The organism is Vibrio sp. NH-7 (assembly GCF_053643215.1).
On record NZ_CM132188.1, the window covers coordinates 262,842 to 275,806 of the forward strand.

Genomic DNA, 12,965 nt, shown 5'->3' on the forward strand with positions numbered 1-12,965 from the left:
GTATTATATTAAAAACTGGAGTTTGGTTGTTTTAAAAATTCTATTTCTTCAGCCGTACTTTCTCTGCCTAAAATAGCATTCCTATGCGGGTAACGACCAAACTTGTCGATGATCACTTTGTGTTTTATTTCAAAGTCATAATTATTCTCTAATCCAACTTGGCTGAACAGTTCGACGGCTTTTTGGTGAATAATCTTTGATTCACTGTGCATAAAAGGCATGTACAAAAATGACTTTTCAGTTGTCGATAGCTCGTCATCTAGCTTTAATCCAATCGCTTCTTGTGCGAGTGCTAAGGCAAGTGGATCTTGAGAGAACGCTTGAGGCGTGTTGCGGTAGACGTTGCGTGAAAACTGATCGAGGACGAGGATCTCGGCCAGCCTTCCTGCTGCTGTTGTTCTCCACGGGTAAAGCTCTGATTGAGCAGCGCTTTTGAGTAAAGGTTCGAATCGATCAGTAATCATCTGGTCAACCTCGTCGTTACTCATAAACCAATCTTTCGGTTCGAGTTCTTCAAACCAGAACTTGAGCACGATCTCTGGGCTTGTTGCTGTGTCCATATTGTCTCCCATACTGAATAACTGTCGGATAATTATTGCTGAGCAAACTTTACGATAAACCATAATGTGACTTAGTTTAAGAACCCGAATAAAAAACTGCGCCCTCGACGCAGTTTCAGTCAACTAACTATTCATTGGGTAGGGCTATTTAACAAGGAAATCGTCGTAAATAGATTTAAAAAAGAAAATATATTCATTGGTTAATTGTCTGGATTAATATCCTAGTTTATTCATGCTAAATATTGTCGATAATTATCACGATTTATTTAGTCGTAATTATTTAATCTCTCCTCCGAACAAAATTATTAATTTTCCAATCATTTTTGCCGACTCTGGAGGGTAGGTTTATGCGTATCGTATTAGCGTTAGGGGGCAATGCTCTGCTTGCTCGTGGTCAAGCATTAACAGCAGAAAACCAGCGTGAGAATATTCAAAAAGCAGCGAAAAATATCTCGGATATTGCTGGCGAACACCAAGTTGTTATTGTGCATGGTAACGGCCCTCAAGTGGGGTTATTGATGGAGCAAAACGCGGCTTACCAAGAGTATTCTCCACAGACAACACCTTACCCAATGGACGTTCTTGGCTCTCAGACTTGTGGCATGGTGGGGTACATGCTTCAGCAAGAACTGCGCAACTGTGATGCGAGCTTACGTATTGCGACCTTGCTGACACAAACTCAAGTGAGCAAGCAAGACCCAGCATTTGCCAACCCGACTAAGTTTGTTGGCCCTGTCTACAGCGAAGCCAAAGCACAAGAGATCATGGCAGCAAGCGACAAACAGTTTAAAGCAGACGGCGAATATTACCGACGCGTCGTGCCTTCTCCAATGCCACAAGATATTGTGGAAGTCGAACAGATTGAAACCTTGCTCAATTCAGGCAACGTTGTGATCGCCTGTGGTGGTGGTGGCGTGCCTGTCTCCATCGAAGAAGGGCATAGCGTTGGTGTAGAGTGCGTCATCGATAAAGATCTCACCGCTGAACTTCTTGCTGAAAAAATCAATGCGGACCTGTTTGTCATCCTCACCGACGGTTCTATTTACCGAAACTACGGCAAAGAAGACCAAGCAGAGATGAAGGTCGCAACGCCGAAAGGCTTGTCTGAGTTTACGTTCCCGGCAGGGTCAATGGGACCAAAAGTCGATGCTGTGTGTAAATTTGTCGAATCAGGTCGCGGTGAAGCGGCGATCGGCTCTTTGTTTGAGCTAGATAAGGTGATCAACAAGCAGGCGGGCACGTTAGTCACGCAAGGTGAAGGAATCGAATACTACTAATCTGCACAATCTACTCACAATAGGTATTGGCTTTGGCTGGCCAATACCTATAATGCGCGTTTTTGATTCTCACCAAACAACGTGAAGTATGAGCGCGACCACACCAAAGCCTGACCGAATTACCGCAATGCGTTCCATTATTGAACAAGTAAAGTCAACGCTTCCACTCTACGAGCCGGAAACCTTTATTTGTGGATTGAAGGGAAGCTGTCAGGGGTGTCCGAAAAAACTCCTGGAAATGGTCGATTCTGAGCTGACATATTGGGAATCGGCAATGGCGCGTGGCATCACGCCTCATTTCGATGAAATACGACGGTTTGGAAAAATGTGCAGCAGCGTCAAACGAGCGCTATCAAGAAATGGACTGTTAACGACTTAATCTACTTTGCCCTCTGTTGCTTTCGTGCTGAGTAGTTCTTCAATTCAATAACTCAATTGAGAGATATTCATCACACTTTCTTTTGTACTTGCTTCTTCTGAGCTACGTTTATAACAGGCGTGTCAAAGGAGAATGGGTTATGGTCAATCTGCGAGCTTACCGTCACCTCTTATTCGCGGTGCTATTATGGATGCCGATTGCGGCTTGGAGCCAAGAAAAAGACGATCTTAGAAACTTATCGTTTTTTACGGAATCCTATCCGCCTGCTAACTTTCTCGTTAATGACAACATAACCGGTTATGCGGTCGACATTTTACTTGAGGCGAGCCGCCTTGTTGGCGAACCGATCGAGATGAATCAATTGACTTTGCAGCCTTGGGCGCGTTCCTATCGGCGAGTGCTTACTCAGGAAAACTCGGTACTGTTTTCGACCACGCGATCCGAACACCGAGAAAACCTGTTCCAGTGGGCTGGCCCAATCGCTGACATCAAGGTGGTTGTTTTAGCGCGCAAAGATTCCGGTATAGAGATAGAAAACCCAATGGACATGGCGAGTTATCGAATTGGCGTGATCCGTGACGATATTGGTGAGCAAAGCCTGTTGGCAATGGGGATTCCTCGTGACTCGATGCAAGAGGCTTCTTACGTGACGGTTTTAGCTGAGCAATTAATGAAAAAGCGCATCGATCTCTTGGTTTACTCGCAAAGAGCAGCATTCTGGTGGTCACGACAGGTGAATGTCGATCCTGAAATGTTTCAGCCAGTTTATATCGTTCGAGAGGGAGAGGTTTACTTCGCGTTTAACAAATCGACATCTACCGATGTGGTTGAGAAACTGCAACGAGGGCTAGATTTGTTGAAGTCAACGCAAGGCGAATCAGGGATGACTCTTTATGAAGAGATATTGGCAAAATACTAAGAGCAGCACTTGGCTGCTCTGGTTAACTATACTTTTGCCTTCTTGACGAAGTAAGGATTATCGAATTTCTTTGGATTGCCCAATTCAGACATCACCAGTTTGTTCCAGAGCGCTCGGTCAAACTCGCCCTTTTCCAAAGAAGGGTAGAGGGTTTCTTGCTCTTCCAGTGCTAAACGAATGAACTGCTTTTTCTTAATTTGATTGTATTTCTTTGCCACGCGATTGTGTTTGGCAATCCACTCTTGCTTAAAAGCAACTAAGCCAGGTTCAGCAACCTCTAGCGGCAGTCTAGATAAATAGATGCGTTTATAAGAGATCTTACGATCGATCATTGTGCGCATGGCAGTTTGGATGTACTTACCGTGGTGAGTAATGGAAATATCATCTTTGTCGAACAGTTTGACGCACCAGCCACTGGGGAAGTAGTCGGGTTTACGAAACTGTTTGTTGCGCACGTCGATAGCTTGGTGCATGACCAAGTCTGAGGTGCCGTTGAACGTTTGTTGCCATTTGCCGATTCGAATTTGAATCGCCGTTGGCAATCGATAGATATTCGTGAACTTATCTTGATCCATAAATCAACACACTTATTACTGTCAAAAACAAGGTGACGCAGCCAAGCGTTATAGCAGCATGGTTATTTTAGTTTTCAGGGACGAATTGACACTGAGCTAGGCTCATACGGCGTATTTTAGATAAAACGAATAAAAGTAGCTAGAGATAAACGTCAGCATATGGTCAGTTTGTGGGCGGCTTAACGTGACGTTGGTGTGGGGGAGGAGACAGGGCAAACTCACCATGCAAGTTTGCCCGTGTTGTTTAGTCGTAAATTGTCGGGATAGGCTGACGTTTGTGTTGAGTCACTTTGTAGATATGAACCAAGCGCTGCGTCACTTCTTCAGAAACCGGCTTTCCTTCAAGGAAGTCATCGATTTGATCGTAAGTAAGATTTAACGCATCCTCATCCGCTTTTTGAGGGGCTAGCTCTTCAAGGTCAGCGGTTGGCACTTTCTTAACCAGTAACTCAGGCGCGCCCAATGTTGCTGCCACTTCACGTACTTGACGCTTACTTAAGCCAAAAAGCGGGGCCAAATCGCACGCGCCGTCACCAAACTTAGTGTAAAAACCCGTAATGTTTTCCGCTGAGTGGTCCGTGCCCAGTACCAATCCGCCGACGTACCCAGCGATTTCGTATTGCGCCACCATGCGAGCGCGCGCTTTTACGTTCCCTTTTACAAAGTCGATTTTGGCAGCATCTTCAGGAACTAGGCCTGTGCCTTCAAGCGCAGTATTGGTTGCTGCGTGAATGCCATCAACGCCTTGTTTGATGTTTACCGACACGGAGTGTGTTGGCTGAATGAAGCCTAACGCCAACTGCGCTTCGTCTTCATCTTTTTGTTCACCGTATGGGAGACGAACAGCGATGAACTGGTAGCCACCGTCGGTTTCTTCATTGAGTTGGTTGACCGCAAGCTGCGCCAGACGACCACATGTAGTAGAGTCAACGCCACCGCTGATACCAAGGACAAGGGATTTGCATCCTGCTTCCTGCAATTTGCGTTTGATAAAGTCGACACGACGCGTAATTTCAAATTGAGGGTCAATCGATGGCAGTACGCGCATCTCGTCGCGAATCAACTGTTCCATTCTGTTTCCTTCCTGCAAGCAATAAAGTTAAAATTTGTCATCATACTGAGTCATCTTAAGAGATGAACTTTTTGATAAAGTAATCTCGTAAGATGACAGACTGACATGATACCTAAATACAACTAATAGAAAACTGTGATCACAGTTTTCAGCATAAAATAAGGGAAAAAATGAGCAAAATCGCAGTTTTTGGCAGTGCGTTTAATCCACCAAGCTTAGGTCACAAAAGTGTTATCGAGTCATTAGCCCACTTCGACAAAGTGCTGTTACTGCCGAGTATTGCCCATGCTTGGGGAAAAGAGATGTTGGATTACGCCATACGCTGTGAGTTGGTGGATGCGTTTATTGAGGATTTAGCGCTAGAGAATGTTGAACGCTCCGACATCGAAGAGCAGTTATTCCTACCGGGAAAAAGCGTGACTACCTTTGCAGTTTTAGAGGCACTTGAAAAAAGGTACGAAAATTGCGAGCTAACTTTTGTCATGGGGCCTGACAATCTTTTGAATTTTGCTAAGTTCTACAATGCTGACAAAATACTCAGTCGCTGGACAGTAATGGCATGCCCCGAAAAGGTAAAAGTGCGAAGCACGGACATTCGTGATGGCATCAAGGCGGGAGAGGATATTTCGTCATTGACCACTAAGAGAGTGTGGCAAAAGTTGGCCGAATCTGGGTATTATTAAGGCTGTTATACGATATATTTGAGGTGTGAATGAATGCGGTAAGAGCGATTGGTCTGGTAAGTTTGCTGACTGCCTCTGCACAGGCATGCGAGATGTATGAGACGAAACAGTTCGAGGAGTCGGTCATGTTTCATTCTCCCTCTGGCGTGTGTTTTTCGCTCCTTGAAGGGATTGAATATACAGCCAATAAATTTGACGATTTTTTAGATATTGTCGATTTCGATGATGATCAAGGCTATGACACCTATTGGGACGATTGGGTGTTAAAAAGCGAAACCAATCCGATTCTTACACGCGCCCTTTCCTCAAACTATGTGGGTGTTGGTGTTTGGGTACCGACTGAACTCGAAAATCGATTGCACGCCATGGATACCGAAGAGTGGATACTGAGCCACGGTCTGCTTCTTAGTGTCGGGTTTGGCAAAAAGAGTGCAGGAGAGCCAAGAATGCGGCTCGATTACCGCTGGCATGACAAATATGATGGCGATGTAATGATGCAAATTGAATTGCCGTTTTAGTCAAAGCGACCTAGCAAAAAATCACCAACAGCTCGACTTCAAATCGTTGAAGTGGTTAGACCTATTGATAATTGGCATACTTAATTTGCTCCTTTATAGTGCAAACATAATGATAATAATCTTATAAATTATGTTGGTTTATGTTTGGTTTGGTTCGCTCTCTATTTTTTCAAATAAGCACGCTGTTAAGTGCGACTTTAATCAGTGCTTCTGCGTTTGCAGATCCTGTTCATTTGAACCTCTACACACAAGAATTCCCTCCTCTACAAGTTAAGGTACAAGGCCGCCCTGAGGGGGACGTGACCAATTTTGTACAAGCCCTCGTCCGTGACGCTTCTCAATCAATCCCAATGCAGATTGCACAAGTCCATTTTATGCCTTGGAAGCGGGCGATTCGTATGACGCAGATGTATGAAAACAATCTATTTTTCTCAATATCTCGCACTCCGGAGCGTGAGCATGAGTATCAATGGATTGGTGAGGTGTCGCCCTATGAAGTGGCGCTGTATCGCTACAAAGATGGCCCCAGCGTGGCACCTAAGACGCTTGAAGAGCTGCGTAATTTTCGCTTTGGCGTCCAAGTCGAGAGCTCTTTTGAAGAGCTTTTGGATAAGTTCAACATAACCAACACCATCCAAGTTGGACAGGGCAAAGATGTGCTTCGTTTACTTAGGGCGAATAGAGTCGACTTTGCGCCGCTAGTCACTGTGAGTTACCCATACCGAATGGCGCAGTATGGACTCAACCCAGACGACTTTGTTGAGGTCATGAAAGTGCGCCAGTTATGCAAAGAGCTTTGGTTGGTGACGGGCAATAAAACATCGCCAGCCGTCGTCAGCGCCCTTAGAAACAGTTACCAAAAGCTAAGAAGCGCTGGGGTAAGAGAAAAGTTGATAGCACAATACCAACCCGACAGTGAAGTAATGGCTCGTTACCAACAGCGCTCCCAATAGCCCATTCTATCCGCTCTGCAATCACATAGTCACTTGGTTAAAGTCTATCCAGCCGTTGGCTAACAGCTCCGGCGCGCTAACGGTGTCAGAGATGTTGAGATCTTGCTTAACATGGTAGAGAGGTTGATAAATGCCCCGTGTGATGAGTTTTTTCTCTAAGGCTTCAAAGCCACTCAGTCGCCCGCGGAGCGTAGGGCGAGACATGATCTGAACCACCTGCTTATCGCGCCATGCCTTGTCTTTCTGATTGAGACACGCCTCGTTAGAGTTCGTTGAGAGTATCCAACCCAACCAAGACATCTCGAAGTCTTCGCCGAATACTTCACCAGTTATAAGGATATCCGCATCTGAGAGCGTTTTTTCACAGTTAAACTCTGGATATTCCAATATCTTTAATTCACATCTGAGACCAAAAGATTCGAACGTTTTTACTACTTGTTTACTCACAGCGATGTGTGTCGCGAGTTGGTAAGTCATGATAATCAGTGGCTTGCTTGGTAGTGGGGCATTCCAATGCTGAACCTTGTCTTCGCGGTGTGTCGTTTGTTCGCTTGGTTGTGAAAGCATGCCCTGTGCTTGGGCAATTTCTTCGCACTGCTCGTCGTTTGGTGGGCTCATCTTCACAAGAATGGACTGCAACCATTGACGGTGTTGGCGGCGCAACATCCAAGGGTGCCGGTAAGGGTTGAGCATGGCGTGTACACAGCCTCGCTCCCATTGGTGACGTTGAGTAAAACCGTGGCGGCTCTTTTTCAGGTGGCTGCCATGAACGACATCGCTGTTTAGCTCAAAATCTGTGGCCTTGTCACCGACGTTCCAAATTTCGATCCCATCAATCCAAGGGCGATATCCATGGTAGCGAGGGTTGGCTTTGAGGCTTGTAAGCCATTTTGTTTGCTGCGTGAGGATAAACGGTCCACTTCCGATCAGGCGTCCTTGCTCTTGTTTACAGATACCCATGGCACCTTTGGCAAGCAGCTTAGGTAACAATGAAGGAAGAGAAAGGCTAACAAATGTCAGTGAATATGGACCAGTCACCGAAACACGATCGATGAAGCGATACATCTGTTTCGAGATGGAGTCCGACGCCATCAAACGATCATAGTGGGCTTTGATGTCTTGTGCTAACAAGGGACTGCCATCATGAAAACAGAGCCCTTTACGCAGGGTAATGCGAAGGGAATTGCCGTCCAATGTCCACAAATGAGCAAGATCGCCTTGATAGCTGCCTTCAGTGTCGCTGGCTTTAAGTAGCGTGGCATAAAGGTGATCGGCGATGTGCTGCTCGGTGCGGCGGTTTATTCCAATGGGATCCAAATCGTGTGTCCCGCGATAAAACGGAATCTTGAGCACATGGTGGTCTGATTGGACGGTTTGATAGCGTTCTAGGTACTCACTCAGAAACTGATTTCGTTTCGCTAGGCTCACCAGCGTCAACGCGTCTTCCACTTTACCTTGCTCAATCAAATGTAATGCGTGACGAGTTAGTCGCTCCTCAAGCGTTTTTAGTCGGCGTGAAACAGGTAAGTTACCTCTGCCGATGCCAGGTTTCCATTCGATGATCTCCTCTTTAATCAGTCGTTTAATAAGGAGCTGGGCGTTGCGGCGAGTGCATCCCATTGCTTGACTAAAATGATCGAGCGAGACGGGTTGCCAATCTGTTTGAGACAGGTGTTCCTGACAAAAAGCGAGAGCCTTCCAATAGCGCATAAAGGTGAAATCCTGTTTAGATATTTCTATTTTTCTTCATCTTTTCTCGGCGAATAATAGCGCAGTCAGTTGAAGAAAAAAGGAACGAAACATGGATACGTTAACTGCAGCACAACACGGGTCTATTTGGCGCAATCGCTCATTTCAAATTCTCTTCGCCAGCACGCTGTTTGTCGCGTTTAGTGCGCAGGTCTACAATCTCGCGATGCCGCTTTTAGTGTATGAGCTTACTCAATCATCTGAAGTGATGGGTTGGATGCGTGCGGTCGAGTTTATGCCAAATCTGGTGTTGGCTCTATTTATTGGCGTTTGGGTGGATAGGGTCAACAAGAAGAAGTGGTCTCAAGTGATGTTGTTTGGTCAAGCCGCGATGGTGTTGACGTCTTACTTGGCGGTGGAATGGATGGCTAATCCTCATTGGATCCTGTTTCCGTCGGCGTTTTTTATGATGGCGTTTAACTACGGTTACCACAACGCACGCATGTCGATGATGAAAAGAGCGTTGGCACCAGAAACACAAAATACCGCCATTGCGAGAATGAGCTCACTCAATAGCTTTATGGAGACGGTAGGACCTGTCCTATCTGGCGCTTTAATGTTGATGTCGGCGATCCACAATGTCTTTATTGGTGTCGGGGTGATGCTGCTGCTTGCCTATTGGCAATTAGAAAGATTGGACTACTCTGCGTCATCTTCAGTCCATCACCAGCCAGTGTTTTCAGCGCTAAAAGAGGGCTGGAAAATCCTAAGAGCAGAGCAAAATATGTGGACCATTACGTTGGCCGTGATGGTGATCAATACCACGGGCGCCGTGTTTTGGATTCAAGCGATTTACTATGCCAAAGCTGAACTTGCACTGAATGCGGTGGAAGTTAGTTACTTGATTGCCGCATCCGGAATCGGTGGGCTAGTCGGTTCATTTAGCGCCGATAAAGTCAGGCAGCGATTGGGTTTGGGCTGGTTGTTAATTGCGTCGATAGCGCTAGAAGCAATAGGTTTTGTCATCCCGCTCTTTTTGCCGAATGTGGTGAGCTTGGCAATCTCTTTCTTTTGGATTTCAGCAATTGGTTTGTATAGCAGTATCTGTATATGGAGTTACCGCCAAGAGGCTTTTGATGAGCAATACCTTGGCCGCGTAACGGGGTTAACTGGCTCGCTGTTTAAGCTGTTGATGCCTATTGGATTAGCCAGTTCGGGGTACATTGCATCCGCTGTGGGCGTAGAGTGGTTGTTTGTGGTCTGCTTCGTTGTTCAGTTATTGGTGGCGATGACACTCATGTTTACTGGCGTCAGGGCCGTTCGTTAGCGAGCTATCAGGCTACTCCGCTGGATTTGTTCGGGTTAAGCGAGCGTTAACCCTGACCAGATGTCCCGCTACAAGGAAAACTCGTCTCGCAACCAACGTCTGAGTAGGAGCACGTGTTCATTTTTCAGTTTGTCTGGAGAGCACGCAAAGTAGAAATCTTGATGCGGGTTGAGTACGGGGTCTCCTACCTCGACAAGCGATCCATGCTCAACATCATCGCGAATGAACTGCCTATGGGTGACGAACACTCCGAGACGCCGAATCGTCGCTTGCACGGCTTGTACTGAGGCAGTGAAGCTAAGATTGTAAGTGCTATCTGGAATAGGCAGTTGGTGAGCCTCGCACCAGACTTGCCAGTCATGCTTGCGTCGTTCATTTGCGGCTATGATCGCAGGGTAGTGAGCGAGCAGCGCTTGCGGCGTCGAGGCTTTTTCGAGTAGTTCAGGGCTCGCAACCATAACGAGCTCATCTTCTGCCAACTTCTCACAGTAATAGTCTTGCCATTCATCGGTTTTGCCGTGGATGATCGCCACATCGACCCCTTCATATTCCATGGCAAAGCTGCCCGTTAAGGTAGAAATACGAATGTCGAGCTGAGGCGCAAACTCATTGAGTCGACCTACTCGCGGTATCCACCAATGCATAGCGAGCGAGTTGACCATATTGAGTGTTAAGCGATGGCTTTGTTTGTCGGCGATCATCTCTTGAGTCGCGTTGACGATTTGCTCAAGAGCTGGCGCTACCTGCTTATAATATTTGCGTCCGCTGGCGTTTAGCACCACATTTCTGCCCACCCGTTGAAACAGCGGCTGACCAAGTTGGCTCTCGAGGGATTTGATCGCTTGGCTCACGGCAGAGTGGCTTACGCTAAGAGCTTGGGCGGCTTCGGTCATGCTGCCAGACTCAGCAACAGCGACAAACGAGTAAAGAGATTTGAGTGGAGCGTATTTTTTCATCTGTTAGTTTTTCTTACCGATAATGTAATTATTACGCGATTTTTATTGCTGCTGATCAGACATACACTGAGCATCAATCGGGAGGAGTTATGTCTAATCAGTTGTACCCAATAATATTTATGTTGTTATCAACGTTCAGTTTGTCATTAACTGGGCTGTTTTCCAAATTTCTTAGTCAGCAGTTAGAGCCAAGTCTGCTTGGTTTCTTGCGATTTTTTCTGCCAATGAGTTTACTTTTAGTGTTTGTCGCGTTGCCCAAAATTCGCATTCCGGAACGTCGCTTGATGAAGCCATTTTGGCTACGCGCGGTCTGTATTGGTCTTTGTCAGATCTGTTTTATCTACTCACTAAAGCACCTTTCTTTGGTAGAAAGTGTGGTCTTGTTTAGCACCGGCCCCATGTTTATTCCACTGTTAGAAAAATTAATCTTTTCGACTCGAGTGCGCCCCCTTAGCATTTTAGGGTTAGTGATAACGTTTATCGGTGTGCTATTGCTGGCGGGTGATGTATCCAACTTATCGCTGCGAATAGAGTTGTTGGTCGGATTAGCCGCTGGTTTTTTTAATGCTGGATCGCAGTTGGCTTTGTATCGGTCGAGCAAAACCGATCTCAATCCATTTGAAATCAATTTCTGGACCTTCCTTTTTGCCTCGGTCGTGCTGCTGCCGTTTGTCGGAGTGAGTGCGCTGCAACAACCAGAGTGGATAGTGAGTGAGTCGAGCAGTCTGATGTTGTTGGTTGCGGTATTGCTTGCCTTAGCTGCTCTTATCATCAATACCCAAGTGTTTCGTTCCAAAGCATACAAATTGGCAGAGTCCAACTCTCAGCTCGCGCCGCTCATCTACACCAATTTATTGTTTACTGCGCTTTGGCAGTGGCTGTTTTTTGATGACAGCTATGAGTCGATTCAGTTGCTTGGTCTAGGCTTGATTGTGTTGGCGAATGTGTTGTGCGCCTTCATTCCCAAATGGGTAAAGGCGATTGAGCGACTTAGAATGAATCACAACCTTCGTTAGATTGCCTGTATGGCGTTCACAGGTGTATTCGTGCAACGCCATTCTTGCCATTTTGTTTGATGCTGTACATCGCTTGGTCAGAGGCGACATAGAGCGCTTCAAAGTCGTAAGATTGTGGGGTGAAATGACAAATACCAATGCTGAACCCAACTTTCGCTGAGCCATTATCCAGTTGAATTGGCTGTTGAGATTGGCTTAGCAAGTCGTCAGTAAAGCGGTCTATGCTCTGGGGAGAATCTTCATGGCAAAGTAAGACAAACTCATCACCACCAAGACGAGCAATGAAGGCGTCTTTCGGTGCAAAATCTTTCAACCAAGCGCTGATTTGCATGAGAACCAAATCGCCCGCTTTGTGACCTAAATTGTCATTAACGGTTTTGAAATCATCCAAATCAATAAAAATCAGCGCAGAAGGGCGGTGTGGGTATCGCTTTGCGTAGTCGGCAAAATGCGACGTCAATGCTTGGCGATTGAATAGCCCAGTGAGTGGATCTTCAGAAGCCAACCGAGCCAGTTCTTCTTCGTAACGCTTTTCATTGGTAATGTCGATGTGTGTGCCCATGATCCGAAGTGGGGAGCCGTTGTCATCATATTCAACGATTCGGCCACGATCCGATACCCAACTGTGGGTACCGTCTTTGTGAAGCATGCGGTGCACAACTTGATAAGCGTCCGCCTCACCCCTTAAATGGGCTTCGAAAGCGCCTACGGCAAGATCGTAGTCATCTGGGTGCAGTTTGCTTTTCCATACTTCAACGGTCGCTTCTAGCTCATGTGGCTGGTAACCGAGCATCTTGCCCCATTCCATATTAAAGATGCGCAGTTGCCCCGTCGGAACATGCTGTTCCCAAAGGCACAATCCGGTGCCATCTAAGGCGGCATTGAGCTTCTCTTCGAGGCGGCGGTTGTTTTCTTCAAGCTCAGCAATACGGTCTTTGAGCTTTGCGATGGTCGTTTCGTGCTCTTCCATGAGTTTCGACTTATCGTTGTGGCTGATACAAGGTTAGTCTGCCATAACTCAGACTACGATGACTAGACTCT

14 protein-coding genes are annotated in these 12,965 nt (G+C 46.4%); 8 read left to right on the forward strand and 6 right to left on the reverse strand.

The window, feature by feature from the left end; translation table 11 throughout:
- Nucleotides 1-8 precede the first annotated feature (8 nt).
- Complete coding sequence (locus ACUALS_RS15535) at nucleotides 9-560, reverse strand: DUF924 family protein (protein ID WP_454449778.1); 552 nt, start codon at nucleotides 558-560, stop codon at nucleotides 9-11.
- A gap of 347 nt (nucleotides 561-907) precedes the next feature.
- Between ACUALS_RS15535 and ACUALS_RS15540 the strand changes: the two genes are divergently transcribed.
- From ACUALS_RS15540 to ACUALS_RS15550, 3 genes are all read left to right on the forward strand, one after another.
- Nucleotides 908-1,837, forward strand: coding sequence for a carbamate kinase (locus ACUALS_RS15540; RefSeq protein ID WP_039477524.1), 930 nt, complete (start codon nucleotides 908-910; stop codon nucleotides 1,835-1,837).
- An 88-nt stretch (nucleotides 1,838-1,925) separates the two neighbouring features.
- Nucleotides 1,926-2,216, forward strand: coding sequence for a hypothetical protein (locus tag ACUALS_RS15545; protein WP_072016628.1), 291 nt, complete (start codon nucleotides 1,926-1,928; stop codon nucleotides 2,214-2,216).
- 139 nt (nucleotides 2,217-2,355) lie between these two features.
- Nucleotides 2,356-3,135, forward strand: coding sequence for a substrate-binding periplasmic protein (locus tag ACUALS_RS15550; RefSeq protein ID WP_454449779.1), 780 nt, complete (start codon nucleotides 2,356-2,358; stop codon nucleotides 3,133-3,135).
- A 26-nt stretch (nucleotides 3,136-3,161) separates the two neighbouring features.
- Here ACUALS_RS15550 and ACUALS_RS15555 read toward each other — a convergent pair whose 3' ends face one another.
- The gene (locus tag ACUALS_RS15555; protein ID WP_038135152.1) at nucleotides 3,162-3,710 is read right to left on the reverse strand and encodes an MSHA operon transcriptional regulator; all 549 of its coding nucleotides are present in this window, start codon (nucleotides 3,708-3,710) and stop codon (nucleotides 3,162-3,164) included.
- Nucleotides 3,711-3,954: 244 nt separating this feature from the next.
- Nucleotides 3,955-4,782, reverse strand: a complete 828-nt coding sequence (gene nadE / locus ACUALS_RS15560; RefSeq protein ID WP_005470232.1) for an ammonia-dependent NAD(+) synthetase — start codon at nucleotides 4,780-4,782, stop codon at nucleotides 3,955-3,957.
- A 170-nt stretch (nucleotides 4,783-4,952) separates the two neighbouring features.
- On the opposite strand from nadE, the gene ACUALS_RS15565 reads away from it, so the two are divergent.
- From ACUALS_RS15565 to ACUALS_RS15575, 3 genes are all read left to right on the forward strand, one after another.
- Nucleotides 4,953-5,465 (forward strand): nicotinate-nicotinamide nucleotide adenylyltransferase, encoded by a 513-nt coding sequence (locus tag ACUALS_RS15565; RefSeq protein ID WP_039477521.1) that lies wholly within the window; start codon nucleotides 4,953-4,955, stop codon nucleotides 5,463-5,465.
- Between the two features lie 29 nt (nucleotides 5,466-5,494).
- Nucleotides 5,495-5,983 (forward strand): hypothetical protein, encoded by a 489-nt coding sequence (locus ACUALS_RS15570; RefSeq protein ID WP_454449780.1) that lies wholly within the window; start codon nucleotides 5,495-5,497, stop codon nucleotides 5,981-5,983.
- Between the two features lie 140 nt (nucleotides 5,984-6,123).
- Nucleotides 6,124-6,936: a substrate-binding periplasmic protein gene (locus tag ACUALS_RS15575; protein WP_454449781.1), complete on the forward strand. Its 813-nt coding sequence runs from the start codon at nucleotides 6,124-6,126 to the stop codon at nucleotides 6,934-6,936.
- A gap of 21 nt (nucleotides 6,937-6,957) precedes the next feature.
- Here ACUALS_RS15575 and ACUALS_RS15580 read toward each other — a convergent pair whose 3' ends face one another.
- Nucleotides 6,958-8,646, reverse strand: coding sequence for an ABC transporter substrate-binding protein (locus ACUALS_RS15580; RefSeq protein ID WP_454449782.1), 1,689 nt, complete (start codon nucleotides 8,644-8,646; stop codon nucleotides 6,958-6,960).
- 91 nt (nucleotides 8,647-8,737) lie between these two features.
- Here ACUALS_RS15580 and ACUALS_RS15585 point away from each other — a divergent pair, with 91 nt between their 5' ends.
- Nucleotides 8,738-9,952 carry an MFS transporter gene (locus tag ACUALS_RS15585; protein ID WP_454449783.1) on the forward strand — a complete coding sequence of 405 codons (1,215 nt, stop codon included), beginning with the start codon at nucleotides 8,738-8,740 and terminating at the stop codon, nucleotides 9,950-9,952.
- Between the two features lie 68 nt (nucleotides 9,953-10,020).
- Here ACUALS_RS15585 and ACUALS_RS15590 read toward each other — a convergent pair whose 3' ends face one another.
- On the reverse strand, nucleotides 10,021-10,908 hold the full coding sequence (locus ACUALS_RS15590; RefSeq protein ID WP_454449784.1) for a LysR substrate-binding domain-containing protein: 888 nt from the start codon (nucleotides 10,906-10,908) through the stop codon (nucleotides 10,021-10,023).
- An 89-nt stretch (nucleotides 10,909-10,997) separates the two neighbouring features.
- Here ACUALS_RS15590 and ACUALS_RS15595 point away from each other — a divergent pair, with 89 nt between their 5' ends.
- Nucleotides 10,998-11,924 (forward strand): DMT family transporter, encoded by a 927-nt coding sequence (locus tag ACUALS_RS15595; RefSeq protein WP_043886581.1) that lies wholly within the window; start codon nucleotides 10,998-11,000, stop codon nucleotides 11,922-11,924.
- 16 nt (nucleotides 11,925-11,940) lie between these two features.
- On the opposite strand, the gene ACUALS_RS15600 is transcribed toward ACUALS_RS15595, so the two are convergent.
- Nucleotides 11,941-12,894: a GGDEF domain-containing protein gene (locus tag ACUALS_RS15600; protein ID WP_005470088.1), complete on the reverse strand. Its 954-nt coding sequence runs from the start codon at nucleotides 12,892-12,894 to the stop codon at nucleotides 11,941-11,943.
- Nucleotides 12,895-12,965: the final 71 nt, after the last annotated feature.

Bases quoted from the DNA above. Each gene is read 5' to 3' on its own strand.
- ACUALS_RS15535 (WP_454449778.1), bottom strand. From the start codon at position 560: ATGGACACAGCAACAAGCCCAGAGATCGTGCTCAAGTTCTGGTTTGAA.
- ACUALS_RS15540 (WP_039477524.1), top strand. From the start codon at position 908: ATGCGTATCGTATTAGCGTTAGGGGGCAATGCTCTGCTTGCTCGTGGT.
- ACUALS_RS15545 (WP_072016628.1), top strand. From the start codon at position 1,926: ATGAGCGCGACCACACCAAAGCCTGACCGAATTACCGCAATGCGTTCC.
- ACUALS_RS15550 (WP_454449779.1), top strand. From the start codon at position 2,356: ATGGTCAATCTGCGAGCTTACCGTCACCTCTTATTCGCGGTGCTATTA.
- ACUALS_RS15555 (WP_038135152.1), bottom strand. From the start codon at position 3,710: ATGGATCAAGATAAGTTCACGAATATCTATCGATTGCCAACGGCGATT.
- nadE (WP_005470232.1), bottom strand. From the start codon at position 4,782: ATGGAACAGTTGATTCGCGACGAGATGCGCGTACTGCCATCGATTGAC.
- ACUALS_RS15565 (WP_039477521.1), top strand. From the start codon at position 4,953: ATGAGCAAAATCGCAGTTTTTGGCAGTGCGTTTAATCCACCAAGCTTA.
- ACUALS_RS15570 (WP_454449780.1), top strand. From the start codon at position 5,495: ATGAATGCGGTAAGAGCGATTGGTCTGGTAAGTTTGCTGACTGCCTCT.
- ACUALS_RS15575 (WP_454449781.1), top strand. From the start codon at position 6,124: ATGTTTGGTTTGGTTCGCTCTCTATTTTTTCAAATAAGCACGCTGTTA.
- ACUALS_RS15580 (WP_454449782.1), bottom strand. From the start codon at position 8,646: ATGCGCTATTGGAAGGCTCTCGCTTTTTGTCAGGAACACCTGTCTCAA.
- ACUALS_RS15585 (WP_454449783.1), top strand. From the start codon at position 8,738: ATGGATACGTTAACTGCAGCACAACACGGGTCTATTTGGCGCAATCGC.
- ACUALS_RS15590 (WP_454449784.1), bottom strand. From the start codon at position 10,908: ATGAAAAAATACGCTCCACTCAAATCTCTTTACTCGTTTGTCGCTGTT.
- ACUALS_RS15595 (WP_043886581.1), top strand. From the start codon at position 10,998: ATGTCTAATCAGTTGTACCCAATAATATTTATGTTGTTATCAACGTTC.
- ACUALS_RS15600 (WP_005470088.1), bottom strand. From the start codon at position 12,894: ATGGAAGAGCACGAAACGACCATCGCAAAGCTCAAAGACCGTATTGCT.